The sequence below is a fragment of the Paenibacillus paeoniae genome, assembly GCF_003388735.1.
In the GTDB taxonomy this organism is placed as follows: Bacteria; Bacillota; Bacilli; order Paenibacillales; family Paenibacillaceae; genus Pristimantibacillus; species Pristimantibacillus paeoniae.
This window is the reverse complement of the sequence record NZ_QUBQ01000003.1, coordinates 266062-289329: the sequence shown is the minus strand read 5'-3', so window position 1 is coordinate 289329 and position 23268 is coordinate 266062. Positions and strand designations below refer to the sequence as shown.

19 protein-coding genes are annotated in these 23268 nt (G+C 50.6%); 12 read left to right on the top strand and 7 right to left on the bottom strand.

Annotation, left to right across the window (positions count from 1 at the left end):
* Positions 1–158: 158 nt before the first annotated feature.
* From DX130_RS17630 to DX130_RS17620, 3 genes are all read right to left on the bottom strand, one after another.
* On the bottom strand, positions 159–1469 hold the full coding sequence (locus DX130_RS17630; protein ID WP_116047608.1) for an alpha/beta hydrolase: 1311 nt from the start codon (positions 1467–1469) through the stop codon (positions 159–161).
* A 292-nt stretch (positions 1470–1761) separates the two neighbouring features.
* Positions 1762–3780 carry a YhgE/Pip domain-containing protein gene (locus DX130_RS17625; RefSeq protein WP_116047607.1) on the bottom strand — a complete coding sequence of 673 codons (2019 nt, stop codon included), beginning with the start codon at positions 3778–3780 and terminating at the stop codon, positions 1762–1764.
* 95 nt (positions 3781–3875) lie between these two features.
* Entirely contained in the window at positions 3876–4451 is a 576-nt protein-coding gene (locus tag DX130_RS17620) for a TetR/AcrR family transcriptional regulator (RefSeq protein ID WP_116047605.1), read from the bottom strand.
* Between the two features lie 253 nt (positions 4452–4704).
* Between DX130_RS17620 and ytxJ the strand changes: the two genes are divergently transcribed.
* Complete coding sequence (gene ytxJ, locus DX130_RS17615) at positions 4705–5043, top strand: bacillithiol system redox-active protein YtxJ (protein WP_116047604.1); 339 nt, start codon at positions 4705–4707, stop codon at positions 5041–5043.
* A 319-nt stretch (positions 5044–5362) separates the two neighbouring features.
* Positions 5363–6610, top strand: coding sequence for an S-layer homology domain-containing protein (locus tag DX130_RS17610; RefSeq protein ID WP_116047602.1), 1248 nt, complete (start codon positions 5363–5365; stop codon positions 6608–6610).
* Positions 6611–6696: 86 nt separating this feature from the next.
* On the opposite strand, the gene DX130_RS17605 is transcribed toward DX130_RS17610, so the two are convergent.
* Positions 6697–7506, bottom strand: coding sequence for a YheC/YheD family protein (locus DX130_RS17605; protein WP_116047601.1), 810 nt, complete (start codon positions 7504–7506; stop codon positions 6697–6699).
* Between the two features lie 240 nt (positions 7507–7746).
* Here DX130_RS17605 and DX130_RS17600 point away from each other — a divergent pair, with 240 nt between their 5' ends.
* The 4 genes from DX130_RS17600 (at position 7747) to DX130_RS17585 (ending at position 11679) form a co-directional block, all read left to right on the top strand.
* Complete coding sequence (locus DX130_RS17600) at positions 7747–8976, top strand: phenylacetate--CoA ligase family protein (protein ID WP_116047599.1); 1230 nt, start codon at positions 7747–7749, stop codon at positions 8974–8976.
* Between the two features lie 15 nt (positions 8977–8991).
* A complete protein-coding gene (gene sbnA / locus DX130_RS17595) occupies positions 8992–9966 on the top strand; it encodes a 2,3-diaminopropionate biosynthesis protein SbnA (protein ID WP_116047598.1) in 975 nt (324 codons plus the stop codon).
* Entirely contained in the window at positions 9963–10955 is a 993-nt protein-coding gene (locus tag DX130_RS17590) for a 2,3-diaminopropionate biosynthesis protein SbnB (RefSeq protein WP_240644560.1), read from the top strand. Before sbnA ends, DX130_RS17590 begins: the two co-directional genes overlap by 4 nt.
* Positions 10956–11208: 253 nt before the next feature.
* Complete coding sequence (locus DX130_RS17585; RefSeq protein ID WP_116047596.1) at positions 11209–11679, top strand: MarR family winged helix-turn-helix transcriptional regulator; 471 nt, start codon at positions 11209–11211, stop codon at positions 11677–11679.
* Positions 11680–12798: 1119 nt separating this feature from the next.
* Here DX130_RS17585 and DX130_RS17580 read toward each other — a convergent pair.
* Entirely contained in the window at positions 12799–13404 is a 606-nt protein-coding gene (locus tag DX130_RS17580; protein ID WP_338068646.1) for a class I SAM-dependent methyltransferase, read from the bottom strand.
* A 226-nt stretch (positions 13405–13630) separates the two neighbouring features.
* On the opposite strand from DX130_RS17580, the gene DX130_RS17575 reads away from it, so the two are divergent.
* Both DX130_RS17575 and DX130_RS17570 read left to right on the top strand, forming a co-directional pair.
* A complete protein-coding gene (locus DX130_RS17575; RefSeq protein WP_116047594.1) occupies positions 13631–14260 on the top strand; it encodes a TVP38/TMEM64 family protein in 630 nt (209 codons plus the stop codon).
* 116 nt (positions 14261–14376) lie between these two features.
* Positions 14377–15141: a peptidylprolyl isomerase gene (locus DX130_RS17570; protein ID WP_206098844.1), complete on the top strand. Its 765-nt coding sequence runs from the start codon at positions 14377–14379 to the stop codon at positions 15139–15141.
* 136 nt (positions 15142–15277) lie between these two features.
* On the opposite strand, the gene DX130_RS17565 is transcribed toward DX130_RS17570, so the two are convergent.
* A complete protein-coding gene (locus DX130_RS17565; protein ID WP_165861340.1) occupies positions 15278–16915 on the bottom strand; it encodes an AraC family transcriptional regulator in 1638 nt (545 codons plus the stop codon).
* Positions 16893–18680: a cache domain-containing sensor histidine kinase gene (locus tag DX130_RS17560; protein WP_165861339.1), complete on the bottom strand. Its 1788-nt coding sequence runs from the start codon at positions 18678–18680 to the stop codon at positions 16893–16895. The genes DX130_RS17565 and DX130_RS17560 overlap by 23 nt, the downstream gene beginning before the upstream one ends.
* Positions 18681–18885: 205 nt before the next feature.
* On the opposite strand from DX130_RS17560, the gene DX130_RS17555 reads away from it, so the two are divergent.
* From DX130_RS17555 to DX130_RS17540, 4 genes are all read left to right on the top strand, one after another.
* Positions 18886–20307 carry an ABC transporter substrate-binding protein gene (locus DX130_RS17555; protein WP_206098843.1) on the top strand — a complete coding sequence of 474 codons (1422 nt, stop codon included), beginning with the start codon at positions 18886–18888 and terminating at the stop codon, positions 20305–20307.
* A 72-nt stretch (positions 20308–20379) separates the two neighbouring features.
* Positions 20380–21321, top strand: coding sequence for a carbohydrate ABC transporter permease (locus DX130_RS17550; RefSeq protein WP_116047589.1), 942 nt, complete (start codon positions 20380–20382; stop codon positions 21319–21321).
* A 12-nt stretch (positions 21322–21333) separates the two neighbouring features.
* On the top strand, positions 21334–22176 hold the full coding sequence (locus DX130_RS17545; RefSeq protein ID WP_116047588.1) for a carbohydrate ABC transporter permease: 843 nt from the start codon (positions 21334–21336) through the stop codon (positions 22174–22176).
* A 39-nt stretch (positions 22177–22215) separates the two neighbouring features.
* Complete coding sequence (locus DX130_RS17540) at positions 22216–23154, top strand: dihydrodipicolinate synthase family protein (RefSeq protein WP_116047586.1); 939 nt, start codon at positions 22216–22218, stop codon at positions 23152–23154.
* Positions 23155–23268 lie beyond the last annotated feature (114 nt).

Sequence of the window (23268 nt, the reverse complement as noted above, 5' to 3'; positions counted from 1 at the left end):
ATACTTTAATCCCGAACTGGAGGTCCGAGTCCATTCGCCAAGAGATTGATATGATGACATAGGAAGAGGGCCAGTGGAAGCTTCTCTCGCAGAGCGGTAGTTAATGGTCTGGGTACTGGAGCAGCACCCAATGACACTGGTTCTTGTCACTGTCCAATTTACGACAGCTCCCACTCCTTAATCTTTAAATGCAGCGAAGCATCATTTTCCGTTGAAAATCGTCTATTAAAAGCATTTTTTTCAAAACGACCATACTGGTTAATAAGCGGCACATCAAACTTCAAATCGCGCGGTAAAACAAAAGAGCCACGATACAGTCCGTCTCCAGCTTTCGGGATTTCGAAACCGGCGTAAATGCGGTCATCCTTTGGCGTATCGAGCGGAACTTCAACCGTAATGTCAAGCGTTACTGTCTCCGTCACTTCTGGAACAACATGGATGGTCAGCGTAGATTGAAGCCCGGCATACTGCACCGTTACTTGCGTCGTCCCCTTATGATGGGCAATCATGCTGCCGTCCGCTTCAACAGTGGCAATACCAGGATAGGCAACATCATATTTCGCTTCCAATAAACTCATAACAAAGCCGCTATCGTACTGGACATTGGGATAGAGGCGAGCCTTTACCCCTCTCAAACCTATCTTCGTCCTACCGTACACCTGAAGGGTTTGAGGTGTCCCCAGCTTGCCGAACATATAGAGCAAGGGCGCGTGAACACGATCAGACCAAGCTTGCGGTGTATGCGCTGCCTCAGGATCGAAGTAGAACGCAAAATCACGGCCCCATTTAACCCCCGCTTCAATCCATTCGTCAGCCACTCGTCTCGCTTGTGAAACATTGAGCAGTCCTTCGGCCCCCCCCATGTCCACCCATATCCGGATCGGAGGGTGGTCAGGGAACTGTTCATATAGCGGTATCTCCGATCGATGTTCGCCCTCCCAGACGGTATGAAAGAAAAACGGCGACATAATCCCGATCTGACCGAATACGTCGGGACGTCTAAAACCAATATGATACGTGAGCAATCCGCCTGCAGAAGCACCCATCATCCCAGTATGCTGTCTATCAGGCAACGTCCGGTACGTGCGATCAATATGCGCTTTAACTTCATCAATTAGAAAACGTTCGAACAAGGATCCGTTCCATTCCGATGGGAATGCTCCCCTGGCAGACGGAACATCATGGAAGTATTCGGATAGCCTCTCCCGATGGGGGAGCGAAGACACGGCAACAACCATAATCTCGTCAAGCCTGCCTTCTTCAATTAACCGATCAACCGTCATATGAACGTTCCAAGATTGACCAAAACGATCATGAGCAAAAACATGCTGCCCATCATGCATGTACAATACAGGGAAAGAGGCGGTAAGATCTGTATCATAACTAGGGGGCAGATATACAAAAATATCCCTTTCGTTCTGCAATAGCCGGGAATAAAACCGTGAAATTGTTTCAATTCGTGAAGTCAACTCGTAAACCCCCCATGGTGTCTGTGTTCATTTGAATGATTCGTGCGTCCTCATTAATTATGAACATACCCTAGATAAGCTAAAGGCGACGTGTTGGAACGTCGCCCTTGGTGTTATTGAAAAAGCTACTCCTCTTTATTGATAATGATTATCAAAATCGTATTTTAAAGTTTATTCCTATCGAACCCCATTGTCAATAAGAAAACGGGTATCCTCTCTTAAGGAGGTGAACACCTAAATTGAAGGAGCATCGCTACTAAAGCACGATGCTCCCTTGGATTGTTCCATTTATTTAAACAGCGGTGGCTTCTCTTGTTTCTCCGCCTTCCTTGCGATGGCTGGCGATGAAGTATGTCAGCGTCAATGCTGCAAATACCACCGCGTAGATGGCCAGCAAGCCAGCGTCCCCCCACATGCGGGTCGTTTCTCCGCTGGAGATGACATCCTTGAGCCCTGCGACCGAATAGGTCATCGGCAGCCATGGTGTTACATGCTGCAGCCAGCCCGGGATCAATTCCAGCGGGAAAGTGCCTGCGGAGCTTGTCAGTTGCAGGATGAGCAGCACGATTGCTACGAAGCGTCCCGGGTTGCCCATCGAAGCAACGAAAAATTGAATCAGCATCATGAATGTGATGCTTGTAATGATTGAGAACAGAAGGAACAAGCCCATGTTCTGTACTTCAAGCTTCAATAAGAAGATAAGCGCAGCGTCTGCAATCAAGGCCTGAATCGTTCCGACCAGCATCAGCGTCAACGCTTTGCTCCAGAACCAGCTCCAGCCATTGGCTGGTCGGATAGCCGGCTCTCTAACGGAATAAACAATCGTGATCAATAGTGCTCCAACATACAGGCCCAGCGACAAGAAATAAGGGGCAAAGCCTGTACCATAGTTCGGCACTTCCGTTACTCGGTCCACATCAAGCTGGATCGGTTCGGCGAACATGCCCACCATTTCATCGGTCAAGGACAGCTCCGAAGTTTGCGACGATGCGTCGCTCAGCTTCGTGGACAGCTCATGCGTGCCATCCTCCAGCTCTAAAAGACCGGATGTCATCTTCGTCGCGCCTTCTTCCAGCTGCTTCGCGCCGGATGTCATGGAGCCTACGGAGTCATTAAGCTTGCCAAGTCCTTGAGACAGCTCGACTGCGCCTCCCGACAGTTTGGTAAGGCCGCCGGCCAATGTGCTTGCTCCCGTCTTCGCTTCACCAAGCTTATCTTGCAGAGTGCCAGCGCCGGCAGTAAGCTGCTTCAGTCCAGCTTCCAGGCTATGCGCACCCGCCAGCAACTCCTGTTGGCCCGCGGATGATTTCTCTAGCCCGCCGGCAATTCCTTTGCTAGCCGCAATTAACGCTTGAAAGTTAGGGTCGGCGGCTAGCGCTTCATTCTGCGCCGCGAGTCCTTCCAATCCAGCGGTAAGCTTAGCAGCACCTTGCTCCAGTTCTGCTGCTCCCGCTGCGGATGCCGTGAGACCTCCGGCAAGCTTCGATGCGCCGTCTTGAGCACCGGCTGCGCCGCTTGCCAATTGGCCGCTTGCATCCGCCAGCAATCCCACACCGTTATCTAGCGATGCCGCACCGTCATTTAACTCCGATGCGCCGCTTTGCAATTGCTTGCCTGCCGTGTTGAGCTTGGAGACGCCATCCTGCATAGTCACCGTACCGCTTGTCAGCTTGGTTAAGTTCTGTTCCAGCAGTTGTGCGCCGTCCTTTGCTTTGGTCGTGCCGTCAGCAATTTTACCCGCTCCGTCGCTTGCTTTCACTATTCCGTCAGCAGCCGACTCCAGCTTTTCGAATACCGTTCTTGTATAGACTTCCGTTACTTCTTTATTTAGCATGCCCTTCATCTGCTCAACGGCCGTATTACCGATCTGTGCTGCCAGGAAGTTGTAGCTTTCGTTCGGCAGAAACACAAGTTTGGCCGGTTCCGGCTGTTCCGAGGTAAGCGACGTTGTTTTCTCGGAGAAGTCCTCCGGAATTTCAATCGCCATATAATACTTGTTGTCCTTCATCCCTTGGACAGCTTCTTCCCTCGTTACAAAAGCCCAATCGAACTTCGGATTTTCTCTTAACTTTTCCTCAAAGTCATCGCCAATATGCATCTGCTTGCCATCAAACTCTGTACCTTGGTCAGAATTAATGATTGCTACCGGCAGGTCCTCCATCTGTGCGTATGGATCCCAGAACGCGCCGAGGAACATCGCTGTATACATAACCGGGACCGTCAGAACCGCTATAACCGGTATCAGCACCTTCTTGTTTCGTGCGATCGCCGACAGCTCTTTGCCGAATTGCCGCAAACCTTTGAACTTCATATTTCCCACTCCCTGTTTGTCTGTGTATGATAACCAGTACGTAATGACTGATTTGGACATTTGGTCATTTTATGCCGTAAAAAAAGGCATCCCGCTTACGCCGGCGCCAGGCCTTGCTCCAAATAAAACCTTAATCTTAGCGACACTTCTTCTTTCTTTAGCGGCTCATGCGTTTTCTTCCAGTCCACTGTAAGCGCCATGTACAGTTTCAGCATGACAAACGCCGTCAGCTCCGGCTCGCAAGGCTTGATCTCGCCTTTCTCTACCGCAGCCTTCACTTGGCTCGCAATGTAGCGGACTACAGCCCTCTCCAATTGCTGCAAGCCCTCAAGCGCCATCGGCGTACCAATCTCCCGCATCTCCTGTGACAGCTTCAGCGCCAGCTCATGTTCCTCACGGAAGTCGAGCAGCAGCTCCAGCGCCGCATTCAAATTATCGAAGAACTTCCTCTCGGGATCGATCGCCTTCTCTGCGAGCCGCTTCATGTCCCCGATCATCCGGTTCATGATTTCCTGGAACAGCTCTTCCTTGTTCGTAAAGAACGTATAGATGGTGCCCTTGCCGACATTGGCGATCTTGGCTACCCCGTCCATGGTCGTCGCTTTGTATCCAAATAACGAAAATGACTTCGCTGCCGCATCTACAATGAGCTGTCGTCGATCAATGGCCACTTGCAACGCCTCCTCTTCCTCTGACTTCGTGACCAAATGACCAAAATACTAAAACGGTCATTTTGTTGATGTACACATAGTAGCACGATTCATTTTCGAAAATCAACCCCAACTGTGATTTTTTTAACAGTTTACATTCTCCATCGACAGTTGAAGCCAATAGATGACTTTAATCGCCCACTAGAGATATAATAACGACAGGATACGGTATGAGCCGATTCAATCCACCTATAGATGAAGGAGTGTCACGCACATGACATACAGAGAAATCACAACCGCCGAAGAATGGGATAACGTATTCCAAGAGTCCGAGACCAAACCCCTCGTTGTATTCAAGCACAGCACCACTTGTCCAGTCAGCACCAATGCGCATGAAGAGTTCAGCAACTACCTCGGCGGCAGTCCTAAGGATGATATTGACTACGTGCTGGTGAAGGTCATCGAATCCCGCCCAGTCTCCAATAAAATTGCTGAAGACACTGGCGTGAAGCACGAGTCTCCGCAAATTATTTATATCAATAAGAAGGCAAAAGTATGGACGGCGTCCCACTGGTCCGTTACCAAAGCCCACATAAGCGCTGTATTGGACTAATCGCAACTACCTACTTTCAAGAAGGCTTCAAGAGCTTAACCCGCTCTTGGAGCCTTTTTTGCCGTTCATGCGCACGCATGAGCACTATCCCTTAATACCTATGCCCGCTGTTCGTTATTGCGTCTTCTGGCCCTCAGTCTATTTTGCCAAATATATGTAAATATAACTATAGCCTTTACACTTCCCCATGCTGGAAGCGCTAGCACCAGTAGGGCTTTCCCGACCTTGCAGGTTGCATCATTCAGCCCATTCTCAATAACGCTCAGTTGTGGTTATCTAGAGGATGTCGGAATAAATCGATTTGGGAGGACATAGATTGATGAAACGGTTGGCACTACTTATAATAAGCATCACGATGGTTTGGGCGGCCATTATGCCCACTTCAGCATACGAGAAGGCAGTTGCAGCAACTAAAGACTCTCCATTCAAAGACACACAAGGCCATTGGGCGGAGAAAACGATTGCCGATATGGTCAATCGCGGCATTCTGGAAGGCTACCCGGACGGGACTTTCCGACCAGAGGAAACGGTGAAAGTCGATCAATTCGTCAAAATGCTCATTCTCTCGTACACCGATCTTCACCAGAACGGCTCGCGCAGTTGGAACGCTGGATTCATGAATTCTCTGAGTCTGGAGAACCAGGCCATTCTGAAGCAGGATTACCGCTATTTCACCTTCGCTCCGAATACAGTCGGTTACTGGGCGAAGGACTTTATCGATATTGCAAGCGATCTTCACTTCTTGAACAAAAGCCGCTATTCCGATTTCCAAATGGACATGACGCGCGAGAACGTGGCAGAGGTTGTCTACTATACGCTGCAGGAGACGGAGTTTCTGGAAGACAGCATGTATGGGCAAAAAATGGCGCAAGCCTTCGGCGATATTAAAGGTGCTACGGAGCGGGAACAGCGATTTATTGCCGAATCGCTTGTGAAAGGCATCATGGAAGGTTACCCGAACGGATTCTTCGGCGTCGGCCAGAAGGTGACACGCGCTCAGGCGCTTGTCATCCTGGAGCGTCTGACGGTTAAGTCGAAGCGTCTTAAGATCAATGTTTCTCCTGACAAGCTGGAGCGTATCGTGCCTACGTTCGGCGGCGGCAGCAAAGTGATCGTATTCCCGGACAAACGGATGTGGGACGCTTATGAATCGCTGTTGCTCGTAGGGCAGCTCAGAGGTGCCAATCACGATCTCTACGATACGACGCTACGCCTGTTCAAGGATCAAACCGAGAAGGAAAACGTTCTGAACCGTCCGGCAGGCACTTCGGCTATCAACGAGGAAGCCGCGATCTGGCTGGACCCGCAATACAATACGTACGGCATCACGATGAGACTGCGCGACGGTTCACTGGCGCGCAACAAGGAAGCCGTCGAGATGTTCGCCAACGGACTGTTCGGCTTTAACGCTATCGCTTTCAAGCAGCTATTCAGTGAAATCTGCGAGAAGATAGAGAAAGGCGAGACGGTTACACAGACCCATGTATCCATCGGCAACGATACGATCAATATTCTGATCGACAGCAAGCAGAAGCAAGTGATCTTCTCGATCGCAGCCAAAAAGTAACGTTCGATGCTTGCGAATAACTCCGCTTCACGATGACATGACAGGGCAGCATGCACATTCGCATGCTGCCCTGTCTATATATTCGGCTAAAGTGTATTTTTCGCCTTGAAGCAATTCAACTTATAGTGCCTGCCATATCTGCTACCATAATGAATAATTCGGCGAATCATCGTCTGATCCGGCAAGATTGCGAATGGGCAATGATCCGGCGTCGTATTCACTTCCAGAATCCATGGCCTGAACTGGCTATCGATGGCGATATCCAGGCCGATTTCATTCAGTCGCGGGTACTTGCGGTACAGACGCTTAATGGTGCTGATGCCGATGTCCTCCAGCCGTTTCTTCAGATTATCCAGTTGCGACGAGCTCATATGGGCGCTCAGCACCTGCTCCGCCGTCAGAATCGATCCTCCCTGGCTGCCGTTGGTGACAATCTTCTCCGGATGAGCGATCCTCGCGACTACCCCTGTCATCTCCCACCCGCCCTGCGGAGCGCGTTGTACGACGACGCGCAGGTCAAAGCGTCTTCCTTCGTATTTCAGCAGATGGACGCCTCTTTGCACAAGGTAGCTTTTGCCCAGCGTGTCCCTTTTCAGAGAATGGTAGAGCCCATCGAAGCTATGGAACGTCTTGCGATTGCCTCCAAGCTGATAGACATATTCACCCGGGCTTTGCTTCTCTACCCGCATGACTCCCCGTCCCAGCGACCCGTAAGTCGGCTTCACATAGACCATCTGGTGTGCATGAAGGAGATTATGCAGCGTCAGACGGCTGAACTTCCTGGTCGAAGGAATATACCCTCGCAGCCCTTCATCCCGCATCATTACATTCGTTTTGGCCCATTTGTCGGATACACGATATAGCTTTCCGCTGGCTTTCACTCTAAGCTTAGCCATTGTCCTCAATCTTGCTCCCTTCACGCCGCCCGCGTGAACGGCGATTATATTTTGTCGTCTCCATCTCCTGCCTATAGACTTGTATCTCTCTTAATCTCGTTCTATTACTACTATACGAAAATATATAAAAATCGCTTTAGGCCGCTGTCGTCATAGCCGAACCATCGGTACGCTCGCACATATGCTTTAGTAACGGCATAATAGACGATCGCATTAGTACGCTAGGAGGATGACTATCGCATGTTGGAACGGAAGCTAACCGATCAGCTGCGCCTTATTGCACAGCTGCATCCTTGGTATGAACCGTTATTGCGCCAATCCGGCATCTCTCTCTCAAAAATAGATAGCAGCCCTCCCGCTCTGGCAGAGCTGCCGCTCGTAACCGCAGATGTGCTGAATCTCCATTATTATTTACAGCACGCACGTACCGAGCCCGACTTGTCCGTCTATCGCACTTCTGGTACCTCTACAGGTATTCGCAAAGCCATCTACTACTCCCCCGAAGATGACCTTCAATATATGGAAGCGAAGAAGGCTTCCTATCTGGATTGGCTTGGTCCTCGTCACGGTATGACGAGAGCGATGGCAGATCTCGGCACAGGCCATGCCGCCAGCACCGCTATTACGATCTTTCAAGAGCTTGGCATAGAGGCGGAGGCTATTCCTTTTACAGCACCCGTCGAGGAGCATGTCGCGAAGTTGAATCAATTTCGTCCTCAGTTGCTCTATACGATGCCGTCGATTTTGGAAGCTATTGCAGATGCGCATCCTTCTCCTCGTTCCCTTGGCCTGCGCAAAATTATTCTCGTCGGCGAGCTGGCCTCAAGCGAGTGGCAAGCGAATATGGCGTCCCGTTTCGGCATAGGTGTGGGTGATGTACTGGATACGTACGGCTCGATCGAGATCGGCGCCATCGCCGCATTTTCTCACGAGCTTGGACGTTATGTATTGTCCGACGGTGTATACGGCGAGTCTTTGCCCGCTGACGCGCTTGGAGAGGGGTATGAACCCTTAGGACATGGTGAAGGTATTCTGGTGCTGACCTCCTTCTCCCGCTCTCTCTTCCCTGCTGTACGATACGTCACATATGATGTCGTCCGGGACTTCCGGGTTGTTGTCCACAAAGGACGAACGCTTCATACTTTCACTTGCATAACCAAACGCATCGGACCCGAATTAAAGCACGGAGAGAAAATCAGCCTGTACGATATCGAAGTGGCTGTGAATAGACATCTGGAGGACGCCACGTTAAGAGTTCAGGTAGAATCCAACAAGCTGAAGCTGTATATCATGAGCAGCCGGCTAGACAAGTCTGCCGCAGCCGCTATTCAGCATGACGTCGAGCACCGGATCGAGGATATCGCTATGATGATCCGCAATCGTCTGCTGCAGGGCATTGAGATTATACAGATAAGCGAGCGGGATCGGCTTCCCGCCGGAGCTGTGAAAGCCAAGAAGCTATATCAATGAAAGGTGCTGCTGACTATGAGGCATAGCTGGTTGGATGGAATCGGAAATACGCCGCTCGTCCCGCTGAACAGGTTGTTCGCCAATACGCGCGGCATACGTGTCTTCGGCAAGCTGGAGCTGATGAATCCAAGCGGCAGCGCCAAGGACCGCCCGGCGCTGCGTATTGTGCGCAGCGCTTGGGATGAGGGGCTCATTGGTCCCGGCTCCGTCATGATTGAATCAAGCTCCGGCAATATGGCGATCAGCCTTGCGGCCATCAGCTCCATATTGGGCATTCGGTTCATAAGCGTCATCGATCCGCGTACCGCCTCTGCCAATATTGCCATTATGAAAGCATATGGCGCCGAGGTGTCCTACGTAGATACACCCGACCCGGAAACTGGCGAATTTCTGCCTGCCCGGCTGGAGCGTGTAAGGCAGCTGCGGGAAGCCTTGCCCGGCAGCTTCTGGCCGAATCAATATGCCAATCCGAACAACTATCTGGCGCATTACGATGGCATCATGCCTGAGATCGCGGCTTCGCTAGGCAAGGTCGATTATGTCGCTGGAGGCGTCAGCACATGCGGCACTATGCTAGGCTGCTCCAGGTACATCGCTGATCACGAATTGGCGACAAAAGTGATCGCCGTGGATGCGGCGGGCAGCGTCATCTTCGGCGGCGAGAAAGGGCCGCGCCGCTTTCCCGGCCTTGGAGCGGGTATCGTCCCACCTTTCGGCGAGACCCGCTTCATGGACTATGCTGTGAATATCACCGATTTGGAGATGGCCGCGGGTTGCCGCAGACTGGCAGAGACGGAAGCCATCCTGGCGGGACCGTCCTCCGGCGCTGTTATCGCTGCGTTAACCGAGATGCTTGATAGCATCCCGGATGGCTCGACCTGCGTCGTGATTCTGCACGATCGCGGAGAACGCTATATGGATACCGTCTTTAACGATGAGTGGATGCGCGAGCAATTCGGCGCGACAATACTTGCGGAGGGAGATGCTTGAGCTTGCTCCATTTGAGCGAAAAGGACTTGCGCGCTATCGGCTTCCGCTGGCCGGAGCTGGCAGGCGTCATCGGAAAAGCTATTGCCTCCATCGATAAAGGCGATTATGCCCAGCCGCTTAAGCCTTATTTGCGCTACGGCAATTCTGCCAATCGCATCATTGCCATGCCCGCCTATATCGGCGGCGGCATTCATGCAGCCGGCATCAAGTGGATTGCCAGCTTTCCCGGCAATCTCTCCGCCGGGCTTCCGCGAGCGCATAGCGTCACCATATTGAACGACGCCGACACTGGCAAGCCTTCTGCGATTCTGAACACCGCGACAGTCAGTGCTGTCCGCACAGCAGCTGTCAGCTGCTTTATGCTGGAACGATGGCTCGCCAGCCGTTCGCCGGTCAATCGAAAGCTGCGAATCGGCATTATCGGATGGGGACCGATCGGGCAAATCCATTATGAGATGTGCCGTACGCTATTTGGTGACAGCATCGACCATATCTACTTGACAGATATTCGGGGTATAGAGATAACTGGTGAGCTTAGCCCGAATGGACGAGATGAGCTTCTAGACCGAGTAACCATAGCGGACAGCTGGCAGTCCTGGTACCCGCATTGCAACGTCGTGATTACCTGTACGGCAGGCTCGGCTCGCTATGTGAATGTTCCTCCCACACCTGGAACGCTTCTTCTGGATGTCTCCCTCCGCGACTATCAACTGGAGGCGATCCAAGCGATCCGATCTATCGTCGTGGACGACTGGACAGAAATATGCCGGGAGGATACCGATATCGAGCTGCTGCACCGCGAAACGGGTCTGCAAGCGTCAGATGTCATGACGCTCGGCGACGTCGGCTGTCGGAATGCGCTGTCCGGACTGGCTGATGAGGAGACAGTGCTGTTTTGTCCCATGGGCATGGCCGCCTTCGATGTCGCGATCGCCCATTGGTTCGTCCAGCAAGGGAACTCGCTTGGCATCGGGACATGGCTGGACTAAAGGGTGGTTCGGGTACGAGGCTAGCTCTGACAATAGAGCGTTCTAGCGCTCAGTCTAGCGCTCTTCAAAAGCGAGCACTCCCTATGAAATACCTCAATCATCGAACTCCATCTTCACGAATGTAGTGGAATGATTCCTCGTTGACAAATAGGGGGCTGTTCGCTACTATTTGATTTAATACAATTTAATTGAATACATTAAAATAGATGATGTTGGTTGCTCTTTCGCCTGAGCCCATGTTGGAGGCCCTCATATGGAAACGGACCAAACTTTGAAGCTGGAAAATCAAATATGCTTTGCAATCTATGCTTGCTCGCGAGAATTGACTAAGCTCTATCGCCCGCTCTTGCAAGAGATCGGGCTCACCTATACGCAATATGTCACTATGATCGCTCTATGGGAAAAAGATCAGGTTACAGTCAGCGCGCTCGGAGCCAGACTCTATCTCGACTCCGGCACCTTGACCCCCTTGCTGAAAAAACTGGAGGCGGCAGGCTTCATCACCCGTAATCGGGACAAAAACGACGAGCGCAATGTCGTTATTGCCCTCACGGAGCAAGGCAGCTTGCTTCGCGAGAAAGCCGTCGATATTCCTGAGAAGCTGCTGTGCCAGCTTAATGCATCACCCGAGGAAGGCACCCTCATGCTCATGCAAATACAAGAGCTCATGGCACGCATGCAGCAGCGTGCGCCTGTCGAAGCGAATACGGAAGGAGACGAGTAAACCCTCGCCTCCTTCAGAGTGTCGATAAAGTCCTTTGGACTTTTCGGCTATTTTTATGCGGTGGCTCGGCTCATAGGAGAAAATTTGATCCAAATCGCTCCAAGAACTAAGATTATTACTCATTTTGTTTTTCTGTCATTTGTTTTAGAAGCAACGAATATCTCATCTGACTGAAGGCGTTGAGACCGACTTAAGGATGACTCGGAGCGGCCTTCATAGGCATTAAGGCGGTGAAACCGACTTAAAGCGGACTCGAAGCGGCCTTCATGGACATTAGGACGGTGAAACCGACTTAAAGCGGACTCGGAGCGGCCTTCGTGGACATTAGGGCGGTGAAACCGACTTAAAGCGGACTCGGAGCGGCCTTCATGGGCATTAGGGCGGTGAAACCGACTTAAAGCGGACTCGAAGCGGCCTTTGTGGACATTAGGGCGGTGAGAACGACTTAGAGCAGACTCGGAGCGGCCTTCGTGGACATTAGGGCGGTGAAACCGACTTAAAGCGGACTCGGAGCGACCTTCATAGACATTAGGGCGGTGAAACCGACTTAAAGCGGACTCAGAGTGGCCTTCATGGGCATTAAGGCGGTGAAACCGACTTAATGCGGACTCGAAGCGGCCTTCATGGACATTAGGGCGGTGAGAACGACTTAGAGCAGACTCGAAGCGGCCTTCGTGGACATTAGGGCGGTGAAACCGACTTAAAGCGGACTCGAAGCGGCCTTCGTGGACATTAGGGCGGTGAGAACGACTTAGAGCAGACTCGGAGCGGTCTTCATGGACATTAGCCGACTAAAACATCTATGATCAGCATCAGCGCCCACCTTCTATGGGCAGCAGTGACAATGTGTAGCTGCCAGACAGCTTTCAACTCTTAGAGGGGTTACTTATAGGTATTCTCAGCCTGTTGAGACTTTCTCAACAGGCTGAAGGAGGCGAGTAAACACTCGCTTCCTTTTTCTTTTCCATTTAGCTTGGCCACACAACGCTATTTCGCCCCATCCGCCGATTCAGCTCATTTAGCTTTGCGACAAATTACTATTTCGCTCCCTCCACCTAATGCCCAAAAGCACACGTAAGCCAATCCTATCTACCGACTGACTTTCCCGCTCCCCCGCACTCACACAAACCGCCGCCACCAGACGCCTGCGCATTCAGGCAGCGCCGTCAGACGCTCCCGCCGCACATGTACAGACAGCTCCTCCCCGAAGAAAAAAGCCGTCAACGCCTCTGCTTGCTCCACCGATTCGAATTGGTAGTCCATACGCAGCCAGTGATGCTGAAAACCATACTCTTCCTCTAACGCTCGATAATAGCCGAGCAGAAACTCAGGTGGATGAGGTGTTTCGTACCCCGTCCCCATCGTTTCGAAAATAATTACTGTCCCGCCCGGACGCAGCACTCTCTCCATCTCGCTTATGACCTGCCTCAGGTTCTCTCTCCACTCCGGCACATCAGACGTGCATAAGTAGCAGATACTCCAGCCCGACACGACCAGATCGACGCAGTCAATCTCCAGCGGCAAGCTGCGATGATCAGCAACCGCCGTCCCCCAGTGCTGCATCGCTGATGTCCTCAGACGCTCTCCCGTCAGCTTCAACATCGCAGCAGACGCATCTGTCGCCAGGATCGACTTCACGCTTGGTGCAAGCGCCAGAGTCAGTCTACCCGTTCCTGCTCCCATATCCAATACATCCAAACCCGCAAGCGGCCTCAGCTCATTCACAACTCCAAGCAAATCAGGCTGCGAAGCAATCAACTGATCGTACCGTACCGCTCCGCTTCCCTTCTATAAATCTCCTCATGGTTCGGCATTCCAAACAATCCCCCTTGCTGTATTTCCCCCCCCACTCTAATCGTTGCCGTTACGAGAAGGTCAAGCGGCGTCACCAAGGTTATTTCCGATACCAGACATGCTATAATAGGCGGGAGACTAATTCGGAGGTATACGTGTGCGCAAAAAGCTTCTAATGGCGCTAAGCTACATAAGCGTCGCCATTGTCATTTATTTGTACGGGGAGGCCATCCTATCCTGGTTCAAGCAGAGCGAGAATCTGCTTCTGGTCGCCCTGATGGCTACCGTCATGGCGCTTTTCCCCATCATCCCCTATCCCGTCATTGGCGGAGTAATCGGGGCCGCACTGGGACCGACTTTGGGGGCCGCCATTACATGGACCGGATCGGCTGCCGCTTCTATTCTGATGTTTTTGTTCGTGCGGTACGGCTTTCAAGAGTGGGGGGAGAGAGCGCTCCACCGGTACAAAAGCATCGACAAAGTAACCACACTGTTCGAGCGGAATGCGTTCCTCGCGATTCTGTTCGCCCGGCTGCTGCCCTTCATCCCGTCCATCATCATCAATGTATACGCGGCGCTCAGCCGTGTCAGCTTTCTCTCCTATGCTATCGCTTCCTCCATCGGCAAAATTCCGGCGATGCTCCTCTTTGCCATGGTCGGCGACAATCTGATGAGCGATCCCAGGAGCAGCCTGACGACGGTGGCCGTTTACGGTGTTTTTCTCATCATTTCCTTGGGCGCATATCGTCTATGGCTGAAGAAGCGCGCTTCGCAAGGACTGGCATGAGCCTAATAGCAGGTTAGATTTTAGAGCCGGCTCTATGGTAGAATAAGGTCGGTGTCCGCCATACAACCAACTACAAAATCATCGTTCTAACGAACCTTTTGGGAGGAATCCAGTCTATGCAACGTTTCAGGTTAAAAAGAAGCTTTGGCGCCGCTCTGCTACTGTCTATCGTATTCGCGCTGATCATGTCAGGCTGCGGAGTAGATCAAGGCAAACCCGTTAAAAATGAGCAAGGCGGGGCAACGCCGACAGAGACAGCTACAGCTACGCCGTCACCAACTCCGTCTCCGTCGCCTTCTCCTTCCGAGGAGCCTGCTGTTGAGCTGGAGCTGCTTGGACCAGAGAAGCATCCAGTCGTCACGATCGAGATGAGCAATGATGAAATCATCAAAGTCGAGCTGTACCCGGAGGTTGCACCCAATACCGTCAACAACTTTATCTCGCTGATTGACAAAGGCTACTATGACGGCGTCATCTTCCACCGTGTCATTCCAGGCTTTATGATTCAAGGCGGTGATCCGCAAGGCACCGGCACCGGCGGTCCCGGCTACACGATCAAAGGGGAATTTACGTTTAACGACTTTACTAACAATCTGACGCATACGAAAGGCGTCATCTCTATGGCACGGACGATGGTTCCAGACTCCGCGGGATCGCAGTTTTTCATTATGACGGAAGACTCTCCGCATCTGGACAACCAATATGCCGCATTCGGCAAAGTGATTGAAGGCATGGAGACGGTCGATGTGATCGTCAATCAGAAGCGCGATGCGGATGACAAGCCGCTGGAGCCTCTATCCATGAAAAAGGTTACCGTCGACAAAAAGGACATGACCTTCGAGCAGCCTGAGACGATTCCTGTACCATCCTCCAATCCATAACGAACAAAAGCATGTGCGACCTTTTCCTTCAAGGAAAAGGCCGTACATGCTTTTTTCATGCGCCTATTCAGGGTCCTGCTTGTTCTGGTACTGCTGCAGTGTCTTTCATGCAGCAATCTTCACCTTCATCACGCGCCTACCCAAGCTGCTGCTTGTTCCGGTACTGCTGCGGCGTTTCGCCCGCATACTTCTTGAAGGAATAGCTGAAATAGTGAGCATTCTCGTAGCCCAAATGCTCGGCGATTTCGTGCACCTTCATTTTCGTGTTTTTAAGCAGTTTTTTCGCCGAGCCCATTTTCGTTTCGATAATGTATTCGTTAATGGTTTCGCCGGTTTCCCGCTTGAATACAGCGCACAAATAGCTCGTCGACATATAGATTTCGTTCGCAATATCGGCGAGCGAAATATTGTCCATATAGTTCTGATTGACATAGTTTTTGATTCGCTCTACCAGCACATGGTGCTTTTTATTGTACTTGGCGCCGTAATAATCGGCGATGCACAGAAGCATGGCGCTGACATGCTTTTTAATATCGGTAAGCGTCTCGTCACGCATAATTGACTCCATGGAGGTCGAATAGTTGGCCGTAACCTCCGCGGACTCTCCTTCGGTCTCGCATATTTCACGGTAAGCGGTAATAATCAGCTCCAGAAACAGCCCACGAATATAATCCTGTGAAAGCTGAGTCGCTCCCGTAAGCAACATTCCATATTGCTCCAGCGCCTGCTTGACTCTCGGCTTGTTGCCCATCTTGATCTCGTCCAGCAGCAGCTTTTGCAGCTCCCCAAGCTTGGCGCTGCCATTCATATCGTTCAATGTGCCCATGGCATTCGAATCAGCGATGTCATTGATATGAATAATGGAACCATTGCCCGTATAGAACTTGTAACCGATCGCATTGCATGCGCGGTTATAGGATAGGCTCGCCGCTTCCATACTGACGCAATGGCCGACCCCGATCGATATGGTAATCCCGTCGAATTCGAGCAGCAGCTGCTCAATGCTCTCGAAAATTTGCGCCATCCGCATTTCATGGCAATAGTCTCCGCTCAAGAGGATGACGAATTCATTCTCCCGCGCGGTCGTGAAGCAGATGCCTGCCTGATAATTGTCCAGCACCTGCTCGATTAAATTTTTGATCGAAAAGTTGAAAAAATGAACGCGTTCGACCCCTTTGTTTTTCACCTTCAAGTCATACTCGTCAATTTCCGCTACCGCCACGACCATATCTTGACCAGCCTGAAACGGCAGTCGGAAGTAATCAAGCCTCTCCTGCAGCTCTTCATCGCTTCCGACTTGCTCCATCATGAGCTGATTCAAAAACTTGTCGCGCATCAGCGCCATATTTTCTTCCAACTGCTGCTCCAGACGCTTTAGTACCTGCTCTCTCTGAAACTCCATTTCGATCGCATCACGCACTTTTTTGAGCACGGAGACAACTTCCTTCAGTTGAATCGGTTTTAAAATGTAACCGGCCGCCTGCACGTTCAGCGCAAGTCTGGCATAGTTGAAATCCTGGACGCCGCTAATCAGCACCGTCTTCGTGCGCATGCCGCTCTCCATCAGTTGATTGGCGACCTCAAGCCCGTTGTAGAAGGGCATCTTGATATCCGTCACCAAAATATCCGGCTGCCGCTCCATGCAAAGCTCCAGCGCCTCCTGCCCATTCTCCGCGAGGCCGATGACCTCCATCCCCAACTCGCTCCAAGGAATCGTATCGCATAATATCTCTTTGACCAGGTAATCATCATCAGCCAATATTACCGTTAGCATCGTTATCCCCCATGTTATAGCTTGCCGGAATCGTAATTTCAACGGTGATTCCGTCCGCCGGATTATGCCTGTAACGAAGACCATAGTCTTCGCCGAAAGCATGTTGAAGCCGTCGGTGCACATTGGTAATGGCAAAAGATTGTTGCTCCGGATCGTCGGAAGCAAGCAGATGATTGAGCGCGTCTGCCTTCTCCTGCGTGCCGATGCCGTTGTCCGAGATGCAGACCAAGACTTTATCGGCCTCTTGTTTGGCTATGATAGCGATTTCAAATTGACCCGTTTTTTGATGAAAGCCGTGAATAATCGAGTTTTCCACCAACGGCTGAATGACAAGCTTCACCGTCTTCGTCTTTCTCAGCTCGCGCGGCACGTCAATGGAATAATGCAATTTGGGCCCAAGCCGCATCGACTGAATGTCGAGGTAGCTGCTCGTATGGTTCAGCTCCTCTTCGAGCGAAATGATATTCCGCCCTTTACTGAGCGAATAGCGGTAGAAGTTAGCCAAGGAGCCGATCATATCGCTGATGACGGGCGTTTTGTACTTGATCGCATACAAGTTGATGGAGTCTAGCGTATTATATAGAAAATGCGGATTAATTTGCGCTTGTAAGGCTCGAAGCTGCGCGTCTTTGGCCAGCAGCTCGGCTTTTTGCTTTTTCAAATCGCTGACATACAGCATATCAATCAACTCTTTGATTTGGCGGATCATCCGTTTATATTGCTGAATTAAATAGCCGAATTCATCCTTCTTATGATAGGCGATGTCGATATCGAAATTCTGACCTCGCACGGTGCGCATGGAAGCGACCAGCTTCGTGATTGGACTGGAAATATTGCGCGACAGCAGGAAAGCAGCAAGCAATGCGGTCGTCATGCTAATGATGAGGACAAGCATGACAATTCGAGTCAGACGGATCTGGTCAGAGTTGATTTCGCTTAACCGCGTCATATTAATGATTTTCCACTCAATGTTGTCCAGTTGCTTGGAAGAAAGAATGACCTTATCGCCCCTCATGTCCACTCTTTTCAAGCCGGTTGCGGCTGGATCGAGCGAATGAATGAACTGCTCCTCTTCACTCGAATATGAATCGCTGCTCATAATAATTTGATTTTGTTCGTTCAGAATAAAAATCCGGCTCCCATTGGAGGGCTTGTAATTGGAGAGCATGTCGTTCAGACTAGATTTCTCCAGTTCAATCGTGAGCACAGCCGCATAATCGTACTTATCCGCGTTTTGCAAGCTGAACAGGCGTCTTGCGATGACGACCGGCGCGTCTCCCGGCTGCGCGTAGACGGATTGGTTATGATTGTCCATATCCCTATACCACGATTCGTTCTCAATAGAGTTGATATCCTGTACTTTGGTAGAGATATCGTATTTCCGGTACTCCGGTCTGTCGATCATGTGAATCATCGGCACAATGGACGAGTTCGGCGACGCATAGTAATTCGATAGATAGTAACTGTCGAGCGCGCGATCGAGCTTGATAATTTGCAAAATGTTATCGGACATATTAGTTGTCGGGCTGGCGCTTAACACTTCTTGAATCATCGGATTGAGCGAAATGAGCGTTGTCATTTCATCAATAAAAGCCAATCTCGTTTGAACGATCAGCCGAGCCGACTCGACGTTTTTTTCAATCAGATCGTTCATTTTTTTCGTAATAATGCCCGTGGAACTCATATAGACGACAACGGTAATAATAATGGACGGGATAAGAATGGAGGCGAGAAAATAAAGCACCAGCCTGTTGCGAATACTCATATGCACGGCGTCCGAATGGGCCCCTTTCGTCATTGAATCATTCCAGTTCCAGTATAGCAATGCCTAATCATGAACGACAAGGAGGATGGGCAAACTGTGTAATATATCTAACTTTTTTGCTCAAGTTTTTGTATTTCAACCCCGGAATATTCTTGCTATCATTGCTCTTGAAAGCGCTTCAAACACGACAAAAGGAGGAACTATTATGAACAGTATGCGATTCCAAGGACGTGCAAGAATAGTTCAAACGTTTCTGAGCCTTGTACTGCTGATGAGCGTCTTGGCAGGCTGCGGCGGGAAAGATAATTCTCCAAACCAATCAGCCAATCCGGACGCTACAGGCAATACAAAGATGGAAACGGTTCGCGTATGGACCAACGACGCCAGCTACAAGCCGGTTATGGAGTCGGCGATCGAAGCGTACAACAAAGGGCAAGGATTGCAGGACGGCATCCACATCGAATATAAAGTGTTCGGCGGAGACTACAACGATGTGCTCAAGGTTGCGCTTGCCGCTAACCAAGCTCCTGAACTGTACAAATTCGTAGGCACCGTCAAGGAGCCGTTCATCAAATCAGGATGGATGTTGCCAATCAACGATTTGCCGGGCGGGCCGGAATTTCTGGAAACTTATAAAGATATTCTGATCAACGGCTATACGACGATGGGCGGCAAAACGTACAGTGTGCCGTACAAAGTGCTGACGACTAAATTTATGTACAACAAGGATTTGCTCAAAAAATCCGGTTTCGAGCAAGCGCCTGAGACCTGGGATGATGTCATCGCCTACGCTAAAAAAATTACCGAGGACAATAAAGGAAACGCTTACGGCTACGGCGTTCACTTGAAGGATTCGGCTCCATCGGGCAAATGGTACTTTGCTGCTCAGTTCGCCAGCTCGGTCGGCCACATGGGCTATAACTTCAACGAAGGCAAATTCACCTTCTCCGACTTCAAGACGAACATAGAGAAAATTCTGCAAATGAAAGCAGACGGAAGCATATTCCCAGGCGGAGAAGGAATGGGCAACGACGAGCTGATCGCACAGTTTGCGGCAGGACGAATTGCCATGCTACCAGGCGTGAACTGGGATGTGACGTCCATCGATAAGTTCTGGAAAGAGATCGGCACCAGCTTTGAGCTTGGCGTAAGCGATACACCGGTTATCGATAAGGCCAATAAATATAGGAACTACGCGCAAATCGCCGATGTGCTATGCGTAGGTCCTAGCGCAAGTAAAATGCCAGAAAAAGCAATGAAGGTATATCAATTGTTCCATGACGATGAAATTTTGAAAGAGATTCAAAACAATGAACTGGAATTCATCGCAAGAGAGGACATTCAGGCACAGGCTCCTTCCTCCTTCAAAAAAGCGGGATATGCCGAGTTCAGTGACACGTCCAACTCGTACTTTACGCTGACACCGCCAGACGGAGGCATTACGGTCGAGGGACAGCCTTATCAGAATACGCTGGTCAATATCATTGCCGGGTCGACTAATGCAGACGTTGGAGCTGTTCTCGCTGACTTGGACAAACGCTACAACACCGCGCTTGAGAAAGCGATTGCCGGCGGTCTGGATATGACCATCTATCTTGATAAGAACTGGGATACAAAAGCGAAATAACACCTAACGCAGCAATGGCGAAGAGGATGTTCTCATCCTCTCCGCTTCTTCACAGAAAGGAGGCACCCAGCTATGACATTTTTCAAACGGAATAAAGCCTCGGCGAAGCATCAAAGCCTGTATCGGAAAGATGCCATTCAATCCTATCTCATGCTTGCTCCCATGCTCATCGGATTTGCTTTGTTCACAGTCTACCCGATGTTCTGGCTGATTCAATGGTCGTGGTTCGACTATGACGGCATGAGCACACCCACATTTATTGGATTCGAAAACTATATTCGCGCCTTTACTCGCGATCCGCATTACTGGGCTTCACTAGAGAATACGTTTATTATCGTCATTGCCAAGTTTATCATCGAAATTCCGCTTGCCTTATTTCTAGCGATTGTTCTAAACGGCAACAAGAAAATCAATTCCTTTTTCCGAACGCTGTTTTTCTCTCCAACGATCGTAAGTACCGCTATCGTAGGCATCGTGTTTTTCCTGATGTTCGAACCGTTTCTCGGCTCCGTCAACCAGTTGCTGAAGGCGTTCGGCATGATTGATACCAACATTAACTGGTTCAGCAACAAATGGCTGGCCGACCTGGTCATCGTTATCGCTAGCGTATGGAAAGGCTTCGGCATCAATATGATTTTCTTCATTATGGGACTGCAGAACATCTCTCAGGAAATTTATGAGTGCGCAGATATCGATGGTGTCAACAAATGGAACCGATTTACGAAAATCACACTGCCGATGCTGGCATCGACCGGGAAAGTCGTCATGATGCTCTTTATCGTTAACAGCATTAAAATGTCCGACCTTGTCCTCGTCTTGACGAACGGACAGCCGGGCGGTTCTACCGAGGTCGTCATGTCGTATACGTTCAAATACTTCTTCTCTTACGGCGCAGCCGATTCTATCAGCCAATACGGCTATTCCTCGGCACTTGCCGTAATAACGGCACTGATTCTTACCGTAATCGTAAGCTTGTATTTGAGACTGACCCGAAACATGGGAAATCATTACTAAGGGGGCCTACAGATGAAGAAGAGACAGATGCTAGAAGCCATCCCGACATATATTTTTCTTACCTTGCTCGCCGCCCTGGTCATTTTCCCCATCTTTTATGTAGTGGTCAGTTCTTTTAAAAATACGGCAGGCATTTTGGCTTCCAGCTCGTTTTTTCCAAAAACATTGTCTTGGGATAATTACATCCGGGCATGGAACTTATCCAACTTCAAAGTGTATACGTGGAACAGCATTTATATGTGCGCCATTATCGTGATCGGCACGATCGCCACTTCGATTTCATCGGGCTATGTGTTTTCACGCGGGCGGTTTATGGGCAAAAAGCCGCTGCTTGCGCTCATTACATTCTCGATGTTCATCTCGGCGGGCAGTTTGTTTCTTTATCCGCAGCTCAATATCGCCAAAGCGCTCAACCTCAACAACTCGTTGTGGGGCGTCATTATTATTTATATCTTCGGGATCAACGTTACCAATCTGTATTTGGCGAAAGGTTTTATCGACGGCATTCCGAGAGAGATCGACGAGGCGGCTAGGGTAGACGGCTGCAGCTTCTTCCGAATCTTCTGGAGCATTATCTTCCCGCTGACCAAGCCGCTTATCGCCACCGTCGGACTGCTCGCCTTCATGAACTCATGGAACGATTATTTGCTGCCGATGGTGTTCACACTGGGCAATCCGGATAAGCAGCCGCTCGTTGTCGGCATCGTGTCGATGAAGAGCTCAGGCGAGTCCGTTACCTCATGGGATCTCATGATGGCGGGCACTGTCATGGCTGTTATTCCGATGCTCGTTGTCTTCATTGCATTGAACAAATATTTTGTTTCGGGGCTCACAAGCGGCGCCGTGAAAGGGTAACGGCTATACAAAATCCATTAAGAACAGGGGACATACACAATGACTGAACAGTTAATTACAGGAGTACTTCCGGCGCTTATTACACCTTTGGACAAGGACGGCAATGTGAAGACGGAATTGGCGCAGCCTTTGATCGATATGTACGTCAACCAACAAGCCGACGGATTGTATATGCTCGGTTGGACGGGTGAAGGCGAGCATTTGAGCGTCGAGAAGAGAAAGCAATGGGCGGCAGCGGTGCTGTCCGCAGCGAAGGATAAGCTTCCCGTATTCGTTCATGTGGGCTACAACCAAAACCTGGACGACTCTGTAGAGCTTGCTGCGCATGCCGCCGAGCACGGCGCTTATGCGGTTGCCTCCGTTGGCATTTCCGAAGAGGCTTCCCTGGCGGACAATATCGCGTATTTCAAACGGATTGCAGCTGCGGCGCCGAACGTTCCGTTCTACATTTACTGGGTGGCGATGGGCAAAACGTTAACGGCCGGCAAGGAGATTGACCCGCCAGTGCTGCTTGAAGCATTGGCAGAGGTTCCGACATTCCGCGGCATCAAGTTTACGGACAATAACTTCTACATTTTGGAGCGGTTCAAAAAATACCGTCCTGACCTTAACATTCTAACCGGTGCAGACCAATTGGCCATCTGCTCGCAGTACATGGGCTCTGACGGCAATATCGGAGCGCTGCAAGCCGTTACTTGCTATCATTTCAAAGTGATGATGGAGAAGATAAACGAGGGGCGCTACGAGGAAGCCCGGGAACTGCAATACCGCGCCAACGACGTCGCTGAGGCGTATTCCCGCGCAGAAATCGGCTCGCTGCCTGGCATCAAGCTGCTGATCGAGCAAGTATTCGGCATTCCGGCCGGCTATTGCTCGCCGACAGGGCCGTTCGCCAGCATCTCGCACACCATCGAAGAAGGCAACGCTGCTTCCGAGCTGATCGAGCTATTTAGAAAGAACATCTTAGTGAAGGAATAGTCTTTCCATTGCGGCTATGTAACCATAATAGGGAGGCTGTCGGCTTATTGCCGGCAGTCTTTTTTTAGTGCTAAAGAGAAGGCGTCGTTTCGTTTAGTGGTTCTCCTCCTCCCT

What these genes read in the sequence shown, in the direction of transcription:
- DX130_RS17625 (WP_116047607.1), bottom strand. Translation starts at nt 3,780, where the DNA reads ATGAAGTTCAAAGGTTTGCGGCAATTCGGCAAAGAGCTGTCGGCGATC.
- ytxJ (WP_116047604.1), top strand. Translation starts at nt 4,705, where the DNA reads ATGACATACAGAGAAATCACAACCGCCGAAGAATGGGATAACGTATTC.
- DX130_RS17610 (WP_116047602.1), top strand. Translation starts at nt 5,363, where the DNA reads ATGAAACGGTTGGCACTACTTATAATAAGCATCACGATGGTTTGGGCG.
- DX130_RS17605 (WP_116047601.1), bottom strand. Translation starts at nt 7,506, where the DNA reads ATGGCTAAGCTTAGAGTGAAAGCCAGCGGAAAGCTATATCGTGTATCC.
- DX130_RS17600 (WP_116047599.1), top strand. Translation starts at nt 7,747, where the DNA reads ATGTTGGAACGGAAGCTAACCGATCAGCTGCGCCTTATTGCACAGCTG.
- sbnA (WP_116047598.1), top strand. Translation starts at nt 8,992, where the DNA reads ATGAGGCATAGCTGGTTGGATGGAATCGGAAATACGCCGCTCGTCCCG.
- DX130_RS17585 (WP_116047596.1), top strand. Translation starts at nt 11,209, where the DNA reads ATGGAAACGGACCAAACTTTGAAGCTGGAAAATCAAATATGCTTTGCA.
- DX130_RS17570 (WP_206098844.1), top strand. Translation starts at nt 14,377, where the DNA reads ATGCAACGTTTCAGGTTAAAAAGAAGCTTTGGCGCCGCTCTGCTACTG.
- DX130_RS17565 (WP_165861340.1), bottom strand. Translation starts at nt 16,915, where the DNA reads ATGCTAACGGTAATATTGGCTGATGATGATTACCTGGTCAAAGAGATA.
- DX130_RS17560 (WP_165861339.1), bottom strand. Translation starts at nt 18,680, where the DNA reads ATGAGTATTCGCAACAGGCTGGTGCTTTATTTTCTCGCCTCCATTCTT.
- DX130_RS17555 (WP_206098843.1), top strand. Translation starts at nt 18,886, where the DNA reads ATGAACAGTATGCGATTCCAAGGACGTGCAAGAATAGTTCAAACGTTT.
- DX130_RS17550 (WP_116047589.1), top strand. Translation starts at nt 20,380, where the DNA reads ATGACATTTTTCAAACGGAATAAAGCCTCGGCGAAGCATCAAAGCCTG.
- DX130_RS17545 (WP_116047588.1), top strand. Translation starts at nt 21,334, where the DNA reads ATGAAGAAGAGACAGATGCTAGAAGCCATCCCGACATATATTTTTCTT.
- DX130_RS17540 (WP_116047586.1), top strand. Translation starts at nt 22,216, where the DNA reads ATGACTGAACAGTTAATTACAGGAGTACTTCCGGCGCTTATTACACCT.